The sequence below is a fragment of the Mycolicibacterium sp. XJ870 genome (genome assembly GCF_053483975.1).
In genome coordinates this window covers 49,153-67,032 of the sequence record NZ_JBEFTI010000004.1, presented here as the reverse complement: position 1 = coordinate 67,032, position 17,880 = coordinate 49,153, and the positions used below count along the sequence as shown (strand labels likewise).

Sequence of the window (17,880 nt, the reverse complement as noted above, 5' to 3'; positions counted from 1 at the left end):
CAGATCTGACCCCCGGTCGCTGCGCTCCTGCCCGCCGAAACTCACGCGACCTCGACAATGATTTCCACTTCGACCGGCGCATCACGCGGCAACTCGGACACCCCGACGGCCGAGCGCGCGTGCGCACCGGCTTCACCGAAAATCTCGCCGAACAATTCGGAGGCACCGTTGACGATGCCGGGCTGCCCGCTGAAACCGCTTGCGGACGCGACGAATCCGACCACCTTGACCACCTTGACCACGGCGTCGACACCCACCAGAGCATGCACGGCCGCCAACGCGTTGAGCCCGCAGACTCGAGCCAGCAACTTGCCCTGCTCGGGACTCACCTCGGCGCCGACCTTGCCGGTGGCCAACAGTTCACCGGCTTGGATGGGCAGCTGGCCTGCGGTGTACACGAGGTTGCCGGTCCGTACCGCAGGCACATAGGCCGCGAGCGGTGCCACCACCTGGGGCAGCTCGATGCCGAGTTCGGCGAGGCGCCCCGACCAAGAAGGTGCGGTCATTTCGGTCGTTTCAGATACGCGACATGCTGCTCACCGGTCGGCCCGGGCAGCACCGAAACCAGCTCCCAGCCGTCGTGGCCCCACTGGTCAAGGATCTGTTTGGTGGCGTGGGTCAGCAGTGGCACCGTGGCGTATTCCCACCGGGTCGGTTCGGTCATGGGCTGAGCTTATCGGTCGCACGCCATCCCTTGGTTAGCATGCACTGGTGGCTACCACAGAGAGCGGCGCCAAACATGTCGGCTGGCCGTCGCGGCTGACCAAGGCGCGACTGCATTTCGTAACGGGCAAGGGCGGTACCGGCAAATCCACGATCGCCGCGGCCCTGGCCCTGGCGTTGGCTGCCGGCGGCCGCAAGGTGCTGCTGGTGGAGGTCGAGGAGCGCCAAGGCATCGCGCAGCTGTTCGATGTGCCACCGCTGCCCTACGAGGAGGTCAAGGTCGCCACCGCTGACGGTGGCGGACAGGTCAACGCTCTGGCCATCGACATCGAGGCCGCCTTCCTGGAGTACCTCGACATGTTCTACAACCTCGGCCTGGCCGGCCGGGCGATGCGCCGCATCGGCGCAATCGAATTCGCCACCACCATCGCGCCCGGCCTGCGCGACGTCCTGCTCACCGGCAAGATCAAAGAGATCGTGGTACGCGGAAATAAGGACGGAAAGACAGACAAATCAAAGCGCGCCGCCTACGACGCTGTGGTGGTCGATTCCCCACCCACCGGGCGCATCTCACGCTTCCTCGACGTCACCAAGGCCGTGTCGGATCTGGCCAAGGGTGGCCCGGTGCATTCGCAGGCCGACGGTGTCGTCAAGCTCCTGCATTCCGAGCAGACCGCCATCCATCTGGTGACGCTGCTGGAGGCACTGCCCATCCAGGAGACCCTGGAGGCGATCGACGACCTCAGCGAGATGGGCCTGCCGATCGGCAGTGTCATCGTCAACCGCAACATCCCGGCCTACCTGTCGCCCGATGACCTGGCCAAGGCCGCCGAGGGCGACGTGGACGCCGACGCCGTCCGCGCCGGGCTCACCCAGGCCGGAATCACCTTGTCCGACAACGACTTCGCCGGACTACTGACCGAGGCGATCCAACACGCCACCCGGATCACCGCCCGCGGAGAGAGCGCCGAGCTGCTCGATACGCTCGACGTGCCGCGACTGGCGCTGCCCGCGCTGGCCGATGGCGTCGATCTCGGCAGCCTGTACGAACTCGCCGAAGAACTAGCGGCCCAGGGGGTCAGATAAGCGTGAGCGCAAAACCACCGGCCCTTGATCTGGGCACAATCCTGGCCGATACCTCCAACCGCGTCGTAGTGTGTTGCGGCGCAGGCGGTGTCGGCAAGACCACCACTGCAGCCGCGATGGCGCTGCGGGCCGCCGAGTACGGCCGCAGCGTCGTGGTGCTCACCATCGACCCGGCCAAGCGACTGGCCCAGGCGCTGGGCGTCAAGGATTTGGGCAACACTCCGCAGCGCGTTCCGCTGGCACCCGAGGTGACCGGTGAACTACACGCGATGATGCTCGACATGCGGCGCACGTTCGACGAGATGGTGGTCCAGTACTCCGGGACCGATCGCGCAGACGCCATCCTGGAGAACCAGTTCTACCAAACCGTGGCCACCTCACTCGCCGGCACGCAGGAGTACATGGCGATGGAGAAGCTGGGCCAACTCCTGGCCGAGGACAAGTGGGACCTCGTGGTCGTGGACACCCCGCCGTCGCGCAACGCGCTCGACTTCCTTGATGCGCCAAAACGGTTGGGCAGCTTCATGGACAGCCGGCTGTGGCGGATGCTGCTGGCGCCGGGACGCGGTATCGGACGCCTCGTCACCGGGGCCGTCGGCCTCGCCATGAAGGCGTTGTCCACCGTGCTGGGTTCGCAAATGCTTTCCGACGCAGCGGGTTTCGTGCAATCGCTGGACGCCACCTTCGGTGGGTTCCGGGAGAAGGCCGACCGCACCTACGAGCTGCTCAAGCGCCGCGGCACCCAGTTCGTGGTGGTGTCGGCGGCCGAACCCGATGCGCTGCGCGAGGCATCGTTCTTCGTCGACCGGCTCGCCGGCGAGCACATGCCGCTGGCCGGGTTGATCCTCAACCGCACTCACCCCACGCTGTGCGAACTGCACGCCGACAAGGCAGAAGAGGCGGCCGAGGAGTTGGCGGCCGACGATCCGGAATCGCTGACGGCGGCGGTGCTGCGTATCCATGCCGACCGTGCGCAGACGGCCAAACGTGAAGTGCGCCTGCTGTCCCGATTCACCGGGGCAAACCCGCATGTGGCGATCGTCGGGGTGCCGTCACTACCGTTCGACGTGTCCGATCTGGAAGCGCTGCGGGCGATCGCCGATCAGATCACCGGCGTCGCAGAACCCGCCTAGACACTTGCGTTAAACAGCACTGCGATGTTTGCGCTGGGCGGCGAAGAAGTCCGCCCAGGAACTGACCTCGGGATGTTGCTTGAGAAGGGCGCGGCGCTGGCGCTCGGTCATGCCGCCCCACACACCGAATTCCACGCGGTTGTCGAGCGCGTCAGCGCCGCATTCGAGGATCACCGGGCAGTGCCGGCAGATGACTGCGGCTTTGCGCTGCGCTGCACCACGGACGAACAACTCGTCAGGGTCGGCCTGCCGGCATCGCGCCTGCGACACCCATGCAATCCGGGCTTCGGTCTCACCACCGTGGACCAAGTGGGAGGTTGGAGTGGAAGTGCTCACGTTGACAGTCCGTGTACCTGACACAGCGATCCCTTCGTTCCTGCCATCTACCCCTGATGGCTGGCATCGAGCCCTCCGATGCAGAACGCGGATGCGATCTGCACCACATTGCGCCAGAGTGTGTTACCTGGATCGCACTGTGTGTCCAAGCTAGGTGGTCAGAGGGTATTAACGCAACAGTTTGCGACCCACTTTTTTGGGACGGGCGTGCCGTCTGACCGGGTTACGGCAACCGTCGACGTTTCCCCAGCGAGAACCCCTGGTCGCGATCGGCCTGCTCGCCCGGAGTCCGCGCCAGCAAGCTCGTTACTCTGTACGCATGCCGGAGCCGTCGACTCGACCGCCCACCGCGGTCACGGTCACCAAGCTCGCCTGGTGCTGCCTGCTTGCCAGCGTGCTGGCGGCCGCGTTCATGTTCCCGGTGGTCGGTGGGTTCGGCCTGATGTCCAACCGGGCTTCCGACGTGGTTGCCAACGGGTCGGCAGCGCTCGTGGAGGGTGAGGTACCGCAGGTGTCGACGATGGTCGACGCCAAGGGCAACACCATTGCGTGGCTGTACTCGCAGCGCCGGTTCGAGGTGCCCAGCGAGCAGATCGCCAACACGATGAAGTTGGCCATCGTGTCCATCGAGGACAAACGGTTTGCCGAACACAACGGTGTGGACTGGCAGGGCACACTGACCGGCCTCGCCGGTTACATGCGTGGCGACCTGGACACCCGCGGTGGTTCGACGCTCGAGCAGCAGTACGTGAAGAACTACCAGCTGCTGGTGGTCGCACAGACCGATGCCGAGCGGCGCGCGGCGATCGAGACCACCCCGGCGCGCAAGCTGCGTGAGATCAGGATGGCGCTCACGCTCGACAAGACTTTCACCAAACCGGAGATCCTGACCCGCTACTTGAACCTCGTCTCGTTCGGTAACGGGGCGTTCGGCGTCCAGGACGCTGCCCAGACGTACTTCGGCATCAACGCCTCCGAGCTCAACTGGCAGCAGGCCGCGCTCCTGGCCGGCATGGTCCAGTCCACCAGCACGCTGAATCCGTACACCAATCCCGACGGTGCACTGGCCCGCCGGAACCTGGTGCTGGACACGATGATCGACAACATCCCGCAGGAGGCCGAGGCGCTGCGGGCGGCCAAGCAGCAGCCGCTGGGCATTCTGCCGCAGCCCAACCAGCTGCCCCGCGGCTGCATCGCGGCCGGTGACCGGGCGTTCTTCTGCGACTACGCGCTGGAGTACCTGGCGCGCGCCGGCCTGTCCAAGGAGCAGGTGGCCAGGGGCGGATACCTGATCAAGACCACACTGGATCCCGATGTGCAGGTGCCGGTGAAATCCGCGGTCGACAGTGTCGCCAGCCCGACCGGCGACGGCGCCAGCGTCATGAGCGTCATCAAACCCGGCAAGGAATCCCACCCGGTCCTGGCCATGGCGAGCAACCGCACCTACGGCCTCAACATCGATGCCGGTGAAACCATGCAGCCACAACCGTTTTCGTTGGTGGGTGACGGCGCCGGGTCGATCTTCAAGCTCTTCACCACGGCCGCGGCGATGGACATGGGGATGGGCATCAACACCCAGCTGCAGGTGCCCCGCTCCTTCCAGGCCAAGGGGCTGGGCAGCAGCGACACCCCTGGATGCCCGGCAGCCACCTGGTGTGTGAGCAACGTCGGGGGCACCAGCGGCACCATGGACGTCACCAAGGCGCTGGCCACCTCGCCGAACACCGCATTCGCCAAGCTCATCTCACAGGTCGGCGTGCAGCGCGCGGTCGACATGGCGGTGCGTCTGGGTCTGCGCTCCTACGCCCTGCCGGGAACCGCCCGCGATTACGACCCGGACAGCAACGAGAGCCTGGCCGACTTCGTCAAACGCCAGAACATCGGCTCCTTCACGCTGGGTCCCATCGAGATCAACGCACTCGAGCTCTCAAATGTCGCGGCGACCCTGGCCTCCGGCGGCACGTGGTGCCCGCCCAACCCGATCGCCCAGGTGATCGACCGCCGCGGCCAGGAGGTGTCGGTGACCACCGAGACCTGCGAGCAGGCGGTCCCCGAGGGCCTGGCCAACACCCTCGCCAACGCGATGAGCAAGGACGATCAAGCCGGCGGTACCGCCTCCGGCGCGGCCGGGTCGGTCGGATGGGATCTGCCGATGTCGGGCAAGACCGGCACCACTGAGGCGCACCGCTCGTCCGGGTTCCTGGGCTTCACCAATCAGTACGCCGCCGCCAACTACATCTACGACGACTCCTCCAGCCCGGGCGAGCTGTGCTCATTCCCCCTGCGCAAGTGCGGTGACGGCGACCTGTACGGCGGTAACGAGCCGGCCCGCACCTGGTTCACCGCGATGAAGCCCATCGCCAACAACTTCGGGCCGGTCGTCCTGCCGCCCACGGATCCGCGCTTCGTCGACGGCGGGCCCGGCTCGCAGGTGCCCAGCGTGTCCGGCCTCGACGAGAGAGCCGCCCGCCAGCGGATCAAGGAGGCCGGGTTCCAGGTCGCCGACGGGGCCGCCATGGTGAACAGCAGCTCGCGGTACGGCACCGTCGTCGGCACCACACCCAGCGGGCAGACCATCCCGGGCTCGATCGTCACGATCCAGGTCAGCAACGGCATCGCGCCACCGCCACCGCCGCCGCCGATTTCGATCCCGCTGCCGCCGGAGATCGGCCAGACCGTCGTTCAGATCCCCGGACTGCCGCCGATCACCGTGCCGGTGCTGGGCCCACCGCCGCCGCCACCGTGATCGACGCACCGTAATGTGCAGTTGCCCACGTGGGCCTGCGTGAAATCGGTCAGTCACAGCATGGGGCAGTAGGCTGCGTGCATGTCAGCCGTTTCAGTCGTCAAGACCGCCTCGGTAGTCAAGAAGGCAGCCGCCGTCACCGCAGGCTCGTTGGTGGCCGGGATCGGCTACGCATCCCTGATCGAGCGGAACGCCTTCGTGCTGCGGGAAGCGACCATGCCGGTGCTCGCACCGGGCTCCTCGCCGCTGCGGGTGCTGCATCTTTCCGATCTGCACATGCGGCCCAACCAGCGCCGCAAGCAGGCCTGGCTGCGGGAGCTGGCCAAGTTGGAACCCGACCTGGTGGTCAACACGGGTGACAATCTGGCGCACCCGAAGGCGGTGCCTGCCGTCGTGCAGTCGCTGACCGAGCTGCTCTCGGTGCCCGGCCTGTTCGTGTTCGGTAGCAACGACTACTTCGCACCGCGGCTCAAGAACCCGCTGAACTACCTGACCAATCCACAGCATCGGGTACACGGTGAGCCGCTGCCCTGGCAGGACCTGCGGGCGGCGTTCACCGAACGGGGCTGGTTCGACCTCACCCACACCCGCCGCGACATCGAGGTTGGCGGGCTGCACATCTCGGTGGCCGGTGTCGACGATCCGCACCTCAAACGGGACCGGTACGACACGATCGCCGGTCCGGCGAATGCCGTGGCGAACCTGACGCTGGGGCTCACCCACTCACCCGAGCCGCGGGTGCTGGACCGCTTCGCCGCCGACGGCTATCAGCTGGTGCTGGCCGGGCACACGCACGGCGGCCAGTTGTGCCTGCCGTTCTACGGTGCGGTCGTCACCAACTGCGAACTGGATCGGTCGCGAGCCAAGGGCGCGTCCCGGTGGGGCGCCAACATGGCACTGCACGTGTCGGCGGGCATCGGCACCTCGCCGTTCGCGCCGGTGCGGTTCTGCTGCCGCCCGGAGGCCTCGCTGTTGACCCTGGTGGCCGCGCCGACGGGCGGTGGGCACGCCGGGTCACGTGCCGGTCAATCTTCGCCGGCGGTCTCGGCGCGCTGATCTGCTGACGGTATGACGACCGCGTCGCGCACCCGGCCGCGCCAGTGGGTTGACAACGCGGTGCGGCTGATCGAGGCAGATGCCAAACGCAGCGCCGACACTCATCTGCTGCGCTATCCCCTCCCCGCGGCGTGGTGCGACGGCATCGGTCCTGATTCAGATGTCGCGCTGTACCTCAAGGACGAATCCACCCACATCACCGGCAGCCTCAAGCACCGGCTGGCGCGGTCACTGTTCCTGTACGGACTGTGTAACGGGTGGATCGAAGAGAACACCACGGTGATCGAGGCGTCGTCCGGTTCGACGGCGGTCTCAGAGGCGTATTTCGCGGCGCTGCTGGGTCTGCCGTTCATCGCGGTGATGACGTCGTCGACCAGCGCATCGAAGATCGCCCTCATCGAAGCTCAGGGTGGCCGTTGCCATTTCGTCGCGGAGTCGTCGCAGGTGTATGCCGAAGCGCAGCGGCTGGCCGAGGAGACGGGCGGCCACTACCTGGATCAGTTCACCAACGCCGAGCGGGCCACCGACTGGCGCGGCAACAACAACATCGCGGAGTCGATCTTCGAGCAGATGCGCCTGGAGCCGCATCCGATTCCGGAGTGGATCGTGGTGGGCGCGGGCACCGGCGGCACCAGTGCGACCATCGGTCGGTTCATCCGCTACCGCAGGCACGCCACCCAGCTCTGCGTCGTCGACCCGGAGAACTCGGCGTTCTTTCCCGGCTACTCGCAGGGTCGCGACGACGTCGTCACCGCCGGGTCGTCACGGATCGAGGGCATCGGCCGCCCGCGGGTGGAACCGTCGTTCCTGCCAGACGTGGTGGATTGCATGATTGCGGTTCCGGACTCCGCCTCAGTCGCGGCCGCCCACCACGTCAGCACGGTCCTTGGCCGACGGGTCGGGCCGTCGACAGGGACAAACCTGTGGGGGGCGTTCGCGTTGCTGGCCGAGATGATCAAGCACGGCCGCAGCGGTTCGGTGGTGACCCTGCTGGCCGACAGCGGCGACCGCTATGCCGATACCTACTTCGACGACGACTGGCTGACCAACCAAGGATTGGATCCGTCGGGCCCGGCTGCGGTGCTGGCCGAGTTCGAGCGGTCCGGTTCCTGGTCCTGATCCGCGTCGGCCGTCAGGAACAACCACAACGCAGCGACGGCGAAGAACCCCAGATAGATGGCGGCGCCCAACACGGTCATGCCCTCTACAACGCCATGACGCGTCACATCCTTCCCTGCGCGGACGGTGACATACGCCGCTGAGCGGATGCCGGGGCGTCCGGCGTCGGACTAGGTTCTGGAGTCATGGACCTCCGCCGCCCGGTGGTTTGGCTGGTGCCGCTGGTCGTAGCGGCCATTCAGGTGTTCGGCAGCACGGGTATGCGACATCGCGTTCCCGATGCGCATTGGCTGCCGCTGAACTGGTTCGGCTACCTGTTGCTGATCGCCGGGCCGGTGGCACTGCTGGCCCGCATCCGCCACCCCTATCCGGTGCTGCTGGCGGTGCTGGCGATCACGCTGACCTACCTCCTGGCCGGGTTCGGTCCCGGGCCGGCCTTCTTGTCGCTGGTGGTGGCATTCCTGCAGGCCGCCACCAGCGGGCCGCGGTGGTGGACCTACCCGCTGCCGGTGCTCGGCTGGGTGGCGATGGCATGGCTCGTGCCTTGGTTGCGGGGTGCGCCGGGCCCTCCGCTGGAGGTCATCGGCGCGCTGGGGTCCTGGCTGCTGGTGCTGATCGCCATCGCCGAGGGGCTGCGGCAGCGCCGCTCGGTCCTGGTGGCGCGCCGGCAACGTCGTGATGCGATGGCGCTGCAGGCGCGGTCCGAGCAGCAGCGCCAGGCCACCGCCGCGCGGCTGGCCATCGCCCGCGAGCTGCATGACGTGCTTGCCCACAGCCTGTCGATGATCAACGTGCAGTCCTCGGTCGCCCTGGAACTCCTCGATGCCCAGCCGCAGCGCGCCGGCCCCGCGCTCGCAGCGATCAAAGAGGCCAGCCGCCAAGCCATTTCGGATGTGCACTCGCTGGTTACGGCGCTACGCACCGACGGCGGCGAGCCCACCGCGCCGACACCGGGCATCGCCGATCTGGACAGGCTGCTGAGCCCCGCGCGCGCCACCGGACTGACCGTGACGACGGCGGTGCACGGTGAGCCGCGGCCGCTGCCCGCGGTGATCGATGTGGCGGCAGCGCGCATCGTGCAGGAATCGCTGACCAACGTGGTTCGGCACTCCACGGCGACGGACGCGAGAGTCACCGTCGAGTACGGGCCTGCCGAGTTCGCGGTGTCGATCGACAACGACGGCCGCCCGCGCGGCGACGGACCGCCGGCAGGCGGCAGCGGAATCACCGGCATGCGAGAGCGGGTCAGGGCACTGCGTGGGGTCTTCACCGCCAACCGCGTACCCGGCGGTTTCAGCGTGCGGGCCAGGTTCCCGCTCGACGAAAGTGACCATGGCTGATGACGATTCGGGTTGTGGTTGCAGACGATCAGGCGCTGGTGCGGGCCGGGTTCGTCGCGCTGCTCGATGCTCAGGACGGCATCGAGGTGGTAGCCGAAGCGGATACCGGTTCCGCTGCGCTGGCGGCCGCCGTCGAGACGCGGCCCGATGTCGTGTTGATGGACATCCGGATGCCCGAGATGGATGGGCTGGCCGCCACCCGGGCGATCGCCGAGGATCCGACCCTGTCCGCGGTGCGGGTCGTGGTGCTGACCACGTTCGAGCTCGACGAGTACGTGTTCGAGGCCATGCGGGCGGGGGCAAGCGGCTTCCTCGTCAAGCACACCGAGCCGGCCGAACTGGTGCGGGCGGTCCGGGTGGTCGCGGCCGGTGACGCACTGCTCTCACCTTCGGTGACCCGCCGGCTGGTGTCGGAGTTCGCCGCGCACGCCAAGACGCCGATCGCCCCTGCGCTGCCCGACCTGACCGCACGCGAACGTGAGGTGATGGCCTTGGTGGCCGAGGGGTTGACCAACGCCGAGATCGGCGAGCGGCTGTTCATGAGCCCGGCCACCGCCCGCACCCACGTCAGCCGCATCCTGACCAAGCTCGGCGCGCGGGACCGCACCCAGTTGGTGGTGCTCGCCTACGAGAGCGGGCTGGTGCGCCCCGGCTGGCAGGGGTGACGGGTACGCGCCGCGGCGTAGGAGAATCGACGCCCGCGGGCCGATGCTTTGGGGGTTCGCACGCCGCAGGCTTGAGGCATGAGCATCTACGAAATCACCCCCACTGCAACTGCATTCCTGGCCGAACACGGCGGGCGGTTCGCCGACCATGACTGGAATCCGTGGTTCGTCCTCATCCCCATCACGTTCTGGACGCTGGTGATCGTCGGCGTCGTCTACCTGCTCCGGCGATTCCGCGGCCGCGGCGGCGAACGCACCCTGCGCGATGCGTACGCCAAGGGTGAGGTCAACGAGGCCGAATACCGCGAACGGCTGGCGGTGCTGCGCGAGACCCGCCGCTGAGCTGTTGTTCCCGCGTGGAGCCCTCGGCGAGCCATAACCGTTTGGCTTTCGACCGCCACGGTGCGATACGCTGTCGTGGCTTCACGCGGGGTGTGGCGCAGCTTGGTAGCGTGCTTCGTTCGGGACGAAGAGGTCGTGGGTTCGAATCCCGCCACCCCGACTCGCGTTTGTCGCAGATGAAAGGCTCTGACTGGTTCTCCAGGTCAGGGCCTTTTCTATTGCTCGGGTTTTTCGATGAGGTTCACGAGACCGTCCAGCACCCGAGCCAATCCGAATTCGTAGGCATGGGCGGCACTGTAGGCACTGTCGTAGGCCTGACCGGCCGCTGAGCCCACTCGCGAGGCCAATGGGTACCGGTCCTCGTCGAAGACACGCGCCAACAGTGGGCCGGTGCGCTCCCACCATTCGTGGTCGCTCACACCGCTGTCGGAGGCGGCTCGGCGAGTATCGATGGCAATGCGAGCGACGGACGTGACGAAGCCAAGGACATGGGTGAGCGCGGCGTCCATGTCGAGGTCGGTGAGGCCGAGGCCGTCGAAGGCGCCCAACTCGTGCTCGTACTTGCCTACTACGCCTGGGCCCAGCGGAGGGCGGGTGGTGGGCAGGTAGGCGACCCACGGATGGCGATCGAGCATCTTTCGGTTCTCGTCGGCGATGACCGAGACCCTTTGCCGCCAGGGCATTCCGGTGAGATCGGCACGTGGCATCTGTTGGTAGACGGTATCCAGCATGAGATCGAGCAGTTCGGCCTTGCCCGGGACGTAGGTATAGGTGGCCATAGGCGTGACACCCAGTTTGGCGGCGACAGAGCGGATGGTCAGCGCACCGAGTCCGTCGGTGTCTGCGATGTCGATGGCGGCCGCGATCAGCGCGTCGACGGTGGTGCGTTGCCTGGGGCCTCGGGTCGGCGCCGTCTGGCCAGGCTCCCGCCACAACAGTTCGAGCGTGCGTATCGGATCGCCCGCGCTGCTCCGCTCGCCCGCACGCCTGCTCATAGTCGCCTCACCTTCGGCCCTTCCTGTACAACGTATAGTGTACGACGTACAGAGATGTTTGGAGAGCAAGGAGACGCCATGACCACCGTGCCCCCGAGAAATGACTTCCGCCCCACCCAAGCGGACCTCGACGAGGTCATCGCCTGGTTCGAGCGATACGACGCCCTGGCGGTGGCCAAGGACATCGAAGGGATGGCGGACCAGGCGATGTTTCCGATCAACGAGGTCACCGACGGCCGCGCGGAGTCGTGTGACCGCGAGCGCTTCGTGGCGCAGATGGCCGAACAGTTGAGCGCCGACGGCGAATTCACCATGGACTCCACCCGCACGCCGCACTTCATCAACGAGAACCTCGTCTTCGTCATCACCGACGCGACCATCACCGTCGGGGATTTCAGTCAGCAGGTGCGATACGGCGATCTCCTGGTCAAGTCGGCGGACGCGTGGAAATTTCAAACCATGGTTCAGGGCGGCTGGGGCGACAACTGAAGCCGGCGTTGCACTGACTGAACACTTGACCAATCAACTGGTCATCTGTTTAAACTACTGACCATGCGTCCAACCGAGGATGTCACCGCGAGGGCACGGATCAGGGACGCAGCCATGCGCCTGTTCGCCGAACACGGCGTGAAGGAAACGACCATCCGCACGATCGCCACCGAAGCAAATGTGGCTCCGGGCCTGGTCTCCCATCACTTCGGCAACAAGCAGGGCCTGCGCGACGCGTGCGACGCCTACGTCATGGACTACCTTCGCCGCGTGATCGCCGACGGTGTAGACGGGCAGGCGATCGCCGACCCCGGCTATCTCGGCGAGGTCTACCAGAGCGCACCTATCGTGCTGCGCTACGTCTCACGGGCCTTGGTCGACGAATCACCCGGAGCCACAAGGCTCTTCGATGGTCTCGTGGAACTGACCGAGCAGTACCTCACCACCCATCCTCCGCAGGGCCGCGCCGCGCAACAGGATCTGCGGACCCTGGCCGCGGTCCACGTCGCGATGCGGCTCGGGGTATGGGTACTGCACCCGCATCTGGTCCGCGCGCTCGGCGGGCAGGCGCTCACCCCCGAGGTGCTCACCCGGATCAGCGCAGCGGTGCTCGACGCGATATCGCCCGATCTGGCCGGTGCCGACCTGATGTCGTTGGTGCGCAGTGGTTTAGACCGTTACCAGCAGGAGCAACACAAATGACCGAGAAAGTCAGCCTCACCGGAGCGCAGGAGACCACGCTTGCCACGCTCTACGGCAAGGCAATGGAAAGCCGGCGCCCAGATTCGATCCTGCAGGACACCGCGGCCGACGAGGCGCTGGGTCGCGTCGACTACGACTTCAGCAAGCTGCGGATCCGCCGCACTGACCACCTGTCCCTCGCGGTGCGGGCCAGAGCATACGACACCTGGGCCGGGCAGTTCATCGCCGCTCACCCGCACTGCACCGTCCTGCACCTGGGTTGCGGCCTGGACACCAGGGTCTACCGGGTGGCCCCGCCGCCATCCGTCGCCTGGTACGACGTCGACTTTCCCGACGTGATCGCGTTGCGGCGCAAGCTCTTCGGCTCCGAGGTTCCGATGATCGCCAAGTCCCTCACCGATCCGACGCTGCTTGACGGGATCACCGGCGAGACGCCCGTGCTGGTCGTCGCCGAGGGCGTGACGCCGTACCTGCCGGCCGACGACGGCATCGCCCTGCTGCGCCGCATCACCGACCATTTCCCTTCCGGCCAACTGCTTTTCGACGGCTACGGCCGGGGAGGTCTGTGGTTCCTGCAGCGCTACGGCTGCGTGAAAGCCTCAGGCGCCAGGCTGGGCTGGAGCATCGGGGATCCGCGTGACCTCGAGCGCGCAGTGCCCGGCCTGAGGTTCGACGCCGAACTCTGGTACTCCGACGCACCCGGCATGGAGCAGCACCTGTCCTGGCTGAACCGGCGCCTGCTGCACGCCATGTACCGAGTGCCCGCAGTGCGCCGCCTCGGCCGCCCGCTGCGGTACACATTCGGCTGACGCCGGCCCGTTGGTCACCCAACAGGCGTGACGGAGGTCTCAACCAAGCGGTCGGTAGCGTCACTGCGATGACGGCCTCTACCACGAGTTGGATAAGCAATCTGCTGCGGTTCGACCGTGTCGGTGACGTCTTCCGGATTCGTGAACCCCGAAGCGGGGCGGTCGAGCGGCTCTTCGGCGGCCTGATCGCGGCGCAGTCGCTGGCCGCGGCCGGCGCCACAGTCGAGGCCGACAAGCTGCCGCAGTCGCTGCACGCCTACTTCGTCCGCGGCGGCCGGTACGACGCCGATGTCGAGTTCCACGTCGAGCGCACCCGGGACGGGCGTGCATTCGCCACCCGACGGGTCACCGCAATCCAGGACGGCGCGGTCATCCTGGAGATGATCGCGTCGTTCCACAAACCCGAGCCAGGCGTCGACTGGCAACCCGAAAGCACCCCGATCCTCGAGTTCGAATCCGCGATCGCCAAGAGTGCGGTCGTCGACTTCGGGGACCTGTTCGAATTGCGCACCATGGCGGGCGACGATTCGGAATTCGCGGTCCCGCCGTTCTGGATCAGGACCCATGAACAGATCGAGGACGATCCTTTGATCCGGGCGTGCGCCCTTACCTACATGTCGGACCTCGGACCGGTACCTGCGGCGCTACCACCGCAAACTCCCCTGCGGGCTGACCTCGGCTTCGCCGCGAGCCTCGACCATTCCATCTGGTTTCACCGCCCGTTCAGTCCGGCCGCGTGGCATCGCTACGAGGTTCGTTCGGTTAACCACAACGATTCGCGTGGGCTGGCGGCGGGTTCGCTGTACGCCGCCGACGGCACGCTGGTGGCCAGCGTGACCCAAGAAGCCCTGTGGCGCATGTGAACCACCGTTGACAGCTGTCAGGTTTGTGACGAAGCACGCGTTGACGCAATAAACCGGCAGGTCGGACAATAAGAAATCGTGATAATGAAATCCGAGAGCGATTTGATCGCAGACGTTCAGGACCGCCTGGTGAAACGTTTCAAATCATTCCCGCCCGAACGCGTCTCCGCAGCCGTCGACGACGCTCATCATCGCTTCGATGGCAGCGTTATCCGCGACTTCGTGCCGTTGCTCGTCGAGCGCCGCGTGGCCTCCGAACTCGCGTCTGTGTAATCCGCACGTTTGTGGTCGCGCCGCTGCGGGCAATCCGTGGCGATGAAGCTTTCCGACGCCCTTTCGGGTGCCGCTGCCATGCCGGTCCAGATCAGCGCTTCACTGCGGCACCGGCGGCTGTTCCATCCGACGGGCGTGTTGGCTGACGGGACCCTCGAGAGGACCGCACCCGTAGGTGAAGGTCTGCCTCTGCATTCGTGCGAGATCACCGGCCGGGTGTCCAAGGGGATCGGCCTGCCCGGCGCTCTGCCGGATATCGCCGGGTTGGCATGGCGAATGCCGCCCCAGTTGTCCGGCACGCCATGGGATGTGCTGCTCGCCTCGACTGTGGCCGGTCAACGAATCGGGTTGTGGCCGGCGGCTTCCTGGCGCGACATCACCTTCTCGAGCCTGATGCCGCTGCGGTTTGACGGGAGTGTTTGGTGGCTCCGAGCTCGCCTGACGACAGTGTTCGACGGCAGAGGCTTGTCGCTGGCCAGTGTCGTCGACCAACTCGGCCGTGCCGGCTTGGAATTCGATGTGGAGCAAGCCTCGACCACCGGTGAGTTTCGCCCGCTGGCGCGCCTGTCGCTGCACAAGAAGTTGCCGCCCGGCCGGGACATCTCGTTCGATCCGACCCTGCACACGGCGCCCGGCGTCGCTTTGGTGCCGGGGTGGCTGTCCGACGTTCGCCGCGTGGCATACCGCCGGAGCCGGATCGGGCGCGGGGCCGAGTGATTCAGTCCGGCGGCTCCTGCTCAGGACCTTCCGGGTTATCCACGTCCGGGGTGTCTTCCGGCACCTTCTTGGCGCCTTTGTCTTCGTCAGCGTGCTCTTCGTCGTAGACGCCGTTTCCTCGTGGCATGGCACTCGAAGTACCCGGCCCCCACCCGTTTCAACCGGTGTACCGCTCAGAGCCGCGACTTCACCGCCGCCGAAAGTCGCGCTCCGTCAGCCTTGCCCGCGGCGATCGCGGTGGCGGCCTTCATCACCTGGCCCATCTGACGCATGCTCGGGCGTTCCCCGATCTGTTCGGCCACCTGCGCGATGGCCGTGTCGGCCACGTCGGCCAACTCGGCATCGGTCAACGGCGTCGGCAGGTACTCGTCGATGACGCGCGCCTCAGCGTGTTCGGTGGCCGCCAGCTCGCCGCGGCCGTTCTGGGTGTAGATCTCCGCCGACTCACCGCGCTTCTTGGATTCGCGGGCCAGCACCGCGATCACGTCGGCGTCGCTGAGCTCACGCGACTGCTTACCCGAGACCTCTTCGGTCTGAATCGCCGCCAGCAGCATCCGCAATGTGGCGGTGCGCAGCTTGTCCTGGGACTTCATCGCACTGGTGAGGTCCGCGCGCAGCCTGTCCTTGAGTTCGGCCATACGGCAAACCTACGCCGCGCCCGGATCCTCGCCGGCGTGAAAACGCGCATCAACCGCGACCGAGACCTCGATATCGGCGGGGGCGAGTTGCACCTCGGGTGCGCCTGCCACGGCCATCGCCCGCATTGCCACCGGCGGTGGGCCGCCCTCGTGCGGCGACCGGCCCAGCATTCCAGCGTCGGCGATCGCAACGGGGCGTACGGGGCCGAGGCCCAACGCGTCGGCGTACCGCTGGGCGCGCGTGACCGCATCCGCAACCGCGCGGGTATGTACCTCGCCGACCAACTCGTCGTGGTGTCTGGTGGTCAGCGCCCACTCGATGCGGGACAGCTGAAAGCCCCCGGTATCGGTGATGTGCCCGCCGACCCAGCGCGACAACGCGGTGAAATCACTGAACTTCACCTGAATGCCGACACTGGCGTGATGCACCAGCGGCAGCTGCTTGCCCTCGTTGTTCCATGGACGGTTCGCCCAGGTGCGCAGCTGTTGAGTGGACCACCAGGTGACCGGACCGCCATCGGGATTGTGCAGCGGCTCGATGGTGGCCTTCACCACTTCCAGATCGCGGACCACCTGGTCGTACACCGACTCGATCGCGGGACCCTCGTAGGCGATGCTGGCATGCACCGTCCCCCGTTCGGGCGGCTCGTAGGCGGAATATGATCCGCGCACGATGATTTCGGTCGGCATACGTCTCACCGTATTCCACGCACACCACACGTTTGGGGTCGCGGGCAGGCCACGTTGTCAATTTGTCCGGCCATGGACAGGATGGGGAGCATGAGCAACCGCTCCCCATGGGCTGTCGACGGGTCCATCCCGTACCACCCGCAGCCGCCGGGCCCGCCCCATCTGGGGTACACCCCACCCGGATACGGACCTCCACCTGGCTACGGGCCACCACCTGGCTTTTACCCGCCACCGGGTTACGCGCCATACCCGGACGCGTTGAAACCGGGTGTCATCCCGCTGCGGCCGCTGAGCCTGTCCGACATCTTCAACGGTGCGGTGGCCTACATCCGGAAAAACCCGAAGGCCACCCTCGGACTCACCACCATGGTCGTGGTCGTTGCCCAACTCATCGCGCTCGTGCTGCAGATCGGACCGCTGGCCGCGATCGGCGGCTTGGGATCGACCCCGCAAGGCGACTCGCCGTCGGTGGGGGCGTTGGCAGCGTTCTCCGGCGCGACGATCGCCGGCGTTCTCGTCAGCCAGCTCGCATCGGTACTGCTGACCGGCATGCTGACGGTCGTCATCGGGCGGTCGGTGTTCGGCGGATCCATCACCATCGGGCAGGCCTGGCAGCAGTTGCGCGGGCGCTTTCTGGCGCTGATCGGACTGACGGCGCTGCAAGGGCTCGTCGTCATCGTGGTCTGCGCACTCATCGTGGCCGCCATCATGGTCGCGGGCGCCGCAGCCGGCGGGGCAGCCGCATTCCTGGTCGGGGCTCCGCTGGTACTGGCAGCCGTCGTCGGCTTCATTTTTGCGATGACGGTTCTGCTGTTCGCGCCCGCGCTGATCGTGCTCGAGCGACTCGGGGTGTTCCCGGCGATCGCCCGGTCGTTCGCCTTGGTGAAGAAGGACTTCTGGCGGGTGTTGGGCATCTGGATGCTCGCGGCGATCGTGACCACCGTGGTGGGGACCGCGGTGGGCGCCCCGTTCAGCATCGTCGGCCAAGTGCTGTCGCTGGAACCCGAGCGGGTCGGCATGTCGATCATCGGCCTCATCCTGGTGGCGATCGGCAGCATGATCGGGCAGATCATCACCGCACCCTTCGGGGCCGGTGTCGACGTGCTGCTCTACACCGACCGGCGTATCCGGGCCGAGGCATTCGACCTGGTGCTGCAGACCGGTGCGGCCGGGCCCGCCGAATCCACCGACCAACTGTGGCTGATCCGGCGCTTCTGA

At 66.8% G+C, this 17,880-nt stretch carries 22 protein-coding genes and 1 tRNA gene; 16 read left to right on the top strand and 7 right to left on the bottom strand.

Annotated features, from left to right (window positions below; translation table 11 throughout):
• Nucleotides 1-41: 41 nt before the first annotated feature.
• Together ABQF30_RS17540 and ABQF30_RS17535 are read right to left on the bottom strand one after the other, a co-directional pair.
• Nucleotides 42-506 carry a RidA family protein gene (locus ABQF30_RS17540; RefSeq protein ID WP_448466025.1) on the bottom strand — a complete coding sequence of 155 codons (465 nt, stop codon included), beginning with the start codon at nt 504-506 and terminating at the stop codon, nt 42-44.
• Complete coding sequence (locus tag ABQF30_RS17535) at nt 503-664, bottom strand: Sp36 family protein (protein ID WP_317154953.1); 162 nt, start codon at nt 662-664, stop codon at nt 503-505. The genes ABQF30_RS17540 and ABQF30_RS17535 overlap by 4 nt, the downstream gene beginning before the upstream one ends.
• Nucleotides 665-708: 44 nt before the next feature.
• Here ABQF30_RS17535 and ABQF30_RS17530 point away from each other — a divergent pair, with 44 nt between their 5' ends.
• Together ABQF30_RS17530 and ABQF30_RS17525 are read left to right on the top strand one after the other, a co-directional pair.
• Nucleotides 709-1,749 carry an ATPase BagA gene (locus ABQF30_RS17530; RefSeq protein ID WP_448466587.1) on the top strand — a complete coding sequence of 347 codons (1,041 nt, stop codon included), beginning with the start codon at nt 709-711 and terminating at the stop codon, nt 1,747-1,749.
• Nucleotides 1,750-1,751: 2 nt separating this feature from the next.
• Complete coding sequence (locus ABQF30_RS17525) at nt 1,752-2,882, top strand: ATPase BagB (protein WP_448466022.1); 1,131 nt, start codon at nt 1,752-1,754, stop codon at nt 2,880-2,882.
• A 9-nt stretch (nt 2,883-2,891) separates the two neighbouring features.
• Here the strand turns inward: ABQF30_RS17525 and ABQF30_RS17520 are convergent, their stop codons facing one another.
• Nucleotides 2,892-3,242 (bottom strand): WhiB family transcriptional regulator, encoded by a 351-nt coding sequence (locus ABQF30_RS17520; RefSeq protein WP_448466020.1) that lies wholly within the window; start codon nt 3,240-3,242, stop codon nt 2,892-2,894.
• A gap of 295 nt (nt 3,243-3,537) precedes the next feature.
• Here ABQF30_RS17520 and ponA2 point away from each other — a divergent pair, with 295 nt between their 5' ends.
• From ponA2 to ABQF30_RS17485, 7 genes are all read left to right on the top strand, one after another.
• The gene (ponA2, locus tag ABQF30_RS17515) at nt 3,538-5,964 is read left to right on the top strand and encodes a transglycosylase/D,D-transpeptidase PonA2 (protein WP_448466018.1); all 2,427 of its coding nucleotides are present in this window, start codon (nt 3,538-3,540) and stop codon (nt 5,962-5,964) included.
• Nucleotides 5,965-6,045: 81 nt separating this feature from the next.
• Complete coding sequence (locus ABQF30_RS17510; RefSeq protein ID WP_448466016.1) at nt 6,046-7,020, top strand: metallophosphoesterase; 975 nt, start codon at nt 6,046-6,048, stop codon at nt 7,018-7,020.
• Between the two features lie 12 nt (nt 7,021-7,032).
• Entirely contained in the window at nt 7,033-8,139 is a 1,107-nt protein-coding gene (locus ABQF30_RS17505) for an L-cysteine desulfhydrase Cds1 (protein ID WP_448466014.1), read from the top strand.
• A gap of 185 nt (nt 8,140-8,324) precedes the next feature.
• Nucleotides 8,325-9,479, top strand: coding sequence for a sensor histidine kinase (locus tag ABQF30_RS17500; protein ID WP_448466012.1), 1,155 nt, complete (start codon nt 8,325-8,327; stop codon nt 9,477-9,479).
• Nucleotides 9,479-10,144 carry a response regulator transcription factor gene (locus tag ABQF30_RS17495; protein WP_448466010.1) on the top strand — a complete coding sequence of 222 codons (666 nt, stop codon included), beginning with the start codon at nt 9,479-9,481 and terminating at the stop codon, nt 10,142-10,144. The genes ABQF30_RS17500 and ABQF30_RS17495 overlap by 1 nt, the downstream gene beginning before the upstream one ends.
• A 78-nt stretch (nt 10,145-10,222) precedes the next feature.
• Nucleotides 10,223-10,486 carry an SHOCT domain-containing protein gene (locus ABQF30_RS17490; protein ID WP_448466008.1) on the top strand — a complete coding sequence of 88 codons (264 nt, stop codon included), beginning with the start codon at nt 10,223-10,225 and terminating at the stop codon, nt 10,484-10,486.
• Between the two features lie 86 nt (nt 10,487-10,572).
• Nucleotides 10,573-10,646 (top strand) — tRNA-Pro (locus ABQF30_RS17485).
• 55 nt (nt 10,647-10,701) lie between these two features.
• Here the strand turns inward: ABQF30_RS17485 and ABQF30_RS17480 are convergent.
• Nucleotides 10,702-11,481: a TetR/AcrR family transcriptional regulator C-terminal domain-containing protein gene (locus ABQF30_RS17480; RefSeq protein WP_448466006.1), complete on the bottom strand. Its 780-nt coding sequence runs from the start codon at nt 11,479-11,481 to the stop codon at nt 10,702-10,704.
• A gap of 78 nt (nt 11,482-11,559) precedes the next feature.
• Here ABQF30_RS17480 and ABQF30_RS17475 point away from each other — a divergent pair, with 78 nt between their 5' ends.
• The 6 genes from ABQF30_RS17475 (at nt 11,560) to ABQF30_RS17450 (ending at nt 15,334) form a co-directional block, all read left to right on the top strand.
• On the top strand, nt 11,560-11,970 hold the full coding sequence (locus ABQF30_RS17475; RefSeq protein ID WP_448466004.1) for a nuclear transport factor 2 family protein: 411 nt from the start codon (nt 11,560-11,562) through the stop codon (nt 11,968-11,970).
• A gap of 63 nt (nt 11,971-12,033) precedes the next feature.
• The gene (locus tag ABQF30_RS17470) at nt 12,034-12,672 is read left to right on the top strand and encodes a TetR/AcrR family transcriptional regulator (RefSeq protein WP_448466002.1); all 639 of its coding nucleotides are present in this window, start codon (nt 12,034-12,036) and stop codon (nt 12,670-12,672) included.
• On the top strand, nt 12,669-13,481 hold the full coding sequence (locus ABQF30_RS17465) for a class I SAM-dependent methyltransferase (RefSeq protein WP_448466000.1): 813 nt from the start codon (nt 12,669-12,671) through the stop codon (nt 13,479-13,481). The genes ABQF30_RS17470 and ABQF30_RS17465 overlap by 4 nt, the downstream gene beginning before the upstream one ends.
• Before the next feature lie 68 nt (nt 13,482-13,549).
• A complete protein-coding gene (locus ABQF30_RS17460; RefSeq protein WP_448465998.1) occupies nt 13,550-14,344 on the top strand; it encodes an acyl-CoA thioesterase in 795 nt (264 codons plus the stop codon).
• Between the two features lie 84 nt (nt 14,345-14,428).
• On the top strand, nt 14,429-14,617 hold the full coding sequence (locus ABQF30_RS17455) for a three-helix bundle dimerization domain-containing protein (protein WP_448465996.1): 189 nt from the start codon (nt 14,429-14,431) through the stop codon (nt 14,615-14,617).
• Nucleotides 14,618-14,659: 42 nt separating this feature from the next.
• Nucleotides 14,660-15,334: a PIN domain-containing protein gene (locus tag ABQF30_RS17450; RefSeq protein WP_448465994.1), complete on the top strand. Its 675-nt coding sequence runs from the start codon at nt 14,660-14,662 to the stop codon at nt 15,332-15,334.
• Between the two features lies 1 nt (nt 15,335).
• Here ABQF30_RS17450 and ABQF30_RS17445 read toward each other — a convergent pair whose 3' ends face one another.
• The 3 genes from ABQF30_RS17445 to ABQF30_RS17435 are packed head-to-tail and all read right to left on the bottom strand — an operon-like array spanning nt 15,336 to nt 16,662.
• Entirely contained in the window at nt 15,336-15,461 is a 126-nt protein-coding gene (locus tag ABQF30_RS17445; RefSeq protein ID WP_448465992.1) for a hypothetical protein, read from the bottom strand.
• Nucleotides 15,462-15,507: 46 nt separating this feature from the next.
• Complete coding sequence (locus ABQF30_RS17440; protein WP_448465990.1) at nt 15,508-15,972, bottom strand: GatB/YqeY domain-containing protein; 465 nt, start codon at nt 15,970-15,972, stop codon at nt 15,508-15,510.
• A gap of 9 nt (nt 15,973-15,981) precedes the next feature.
• The gene (locus ABQF30_RS17435; protein WP_448465988.1) at nt 15,982-16,662 is read right to left on the bottom strand and encodes an SIMPL domain-containing protein; all 681 of its coding nucleotides are present in this window, start codon (nt 16,660-16,662) and stop codon (nt 15,982-15,984) included.
• An 81-nt stretch (nt 16,663-16,743) separates the two neighbouring features.
• Between ABQF30_RS17435 and ABQF30_RS17430 the strand changes: the two genes are divergently transcribed.
• Nucleotides 16,744-17,880 (top strand): DUF7847 domain-containing protein, encoded by a 1,137-nt coding sequence (locus ABQF30_RS17430; RefSeq protein WP_448466585.1) that lies wholly within the window; start codon nt 16,744-16,746, stop codon nt 17,878-17,880.

What these genes read in the sequence shown, in the direction of transcription:
- ABQF30_RS17460 (WP_448465998.1), top strand. Translation starts at nt 13,550, where the DNA reads ATGACGGCCTCTACCACGAGTTGGATAAGCAATCTGCTGCGGTTCGAC.
- ABQF30_RS17465 (WP_448466000.1), top strand. Translation starts at nt 12,669, where the DNA reads ATGACCGAGAAAGTCAGCCTCACCGGAGCGCAGGAGACCACGCTTGCC.
- ABQF30_RS17450 (WP_448465994.1), top strand. Translation starts at nt 14,660, where the DNA reads ATGAAGCTTTCCGACGCCCTTTCGGGTGCCGCTGCCATGCCGGTCCAG.
- ponA2 (WP_448466018.1), top strand. Translation starts at nt 3,538, where the DNA reads ATGCCGGAGCCGTCGACTCGACCGCCCACCGCGGTCACGGTCACCAAG.
- ABQF30_RS17470 (WP_448466002.1), top strand. Translation starts at nt 12,034, where the DNA reads ATGCGTCCAACCGAGGATGTCACCGCGAGGGCACGGATCAGGGACGCA.
- ABQF30_RS17480 (WP_448466006.1), bottom strand. Translation starts at nt 11,481, where the DNA reads ATGAGCAGGCGTGCGGGCGAGCGGAGCAGCGCGGGCGATCCGATACGC.
- ABQF30_RS17510 (WP_448466016.1), top strand. Translation starts at nt 6,046, where the DNA reads ATGTCAGCCGTTTCAGTCGTCAAGACCGCCTCGGTAGTCAAGAAGGCA.
- ABQF30_RS17535 (WP_317154953.1), bottom strand. Translation starts at nt 664, where the DNA reads ATGACCGAACCGACCCGGTGGGAATACGCCACGGTGCCACTGCTGACC.
- ABQF30_RS17505 (WP_448466014.1), top strand. Translation starts at nt 7,033, where the DNA reads ATGACGACCGCGTCGCGCACCCGGCCGCGCCAGTGGGTTGACAACGCG.
- ABQF30_RS17495 (WP_448466010.1), top strand. Translation starts at nt 9,479, where the DNA reads ATGACGATTCGGGTTGTGGTTGCAGACGATCAGGCGCTGGTGCGGGCC.
- ABQF30_RS17435 (WP_448465988.1), bottom strand. Translation starts at nt 16,662, where the DNA reads ATGCCGACCGAAATCATCGTGCGCGGATCATATTCCGCCTACGAGCCG.
- ABQF30_RS17430 (WP_448466585.1), top strand. Translation starts at nt 16,744, where the DNA reads ATGGGGAGCATGAGCAACCGCTCCCCATGGGCTGTCGACGGGTCCATC.
- ABQF30_RS17500 (WP_448466012.1), top strand. Translation starts at nt 8,325, where the DNA reads ATGGACCTCCGCCGCCCGGTGGTTTGGCTGGTGCCGCTGGTCGTAGCG.
- ABQF30_RS17540 (WP_448466025.1), bottom strand. Translation starts at nt 506, where the DNA reads ATGACCGCACCTTCTTGGTCGGGGCGCCTCGCCGAACTCGGCATCGAG.
- ABQF30_RS17440 (WP_448465990.1), bottom strand. Translation starts at nt 15,972, where the DNA reads ATGGCCGAACTCAAGGACAGGCTGCGCGCGGACCTCACCAGTGCGATG.
- ABQF30_RS17445 (WP_448465992.1), bottom strand. Translation starts at nt 15,461, where the DNA reads ATGCCACGAGGAAACGGCGTCTACGACGAAGAGCACGCTGACGAAGAC.
- ABQF30_RS17475 (WP_448466004.1), top strand. Translation starts at nt 11,560, where the DNA reads ATGACCACCGTGCCCCCGAGAAATGACTTCCGCCCCACCCAAGCGGAC.
- ABQF30_RS17455 (WP_448465996.1), top strand. Translation starts at nt 14,429, where the DNA reads ATGAAATCCGAGAGCGATTTGATCGCAGACGTTCAGGACCGCCTGGTG.
- ABQF30_RS17490 (WP_448466008.1), top strand. Translation starts at nt 10,223, where the DNA reads ATGAGCATCTACGAAATCACCCCCACTGCAACTGCATTCCTGGCCGAA.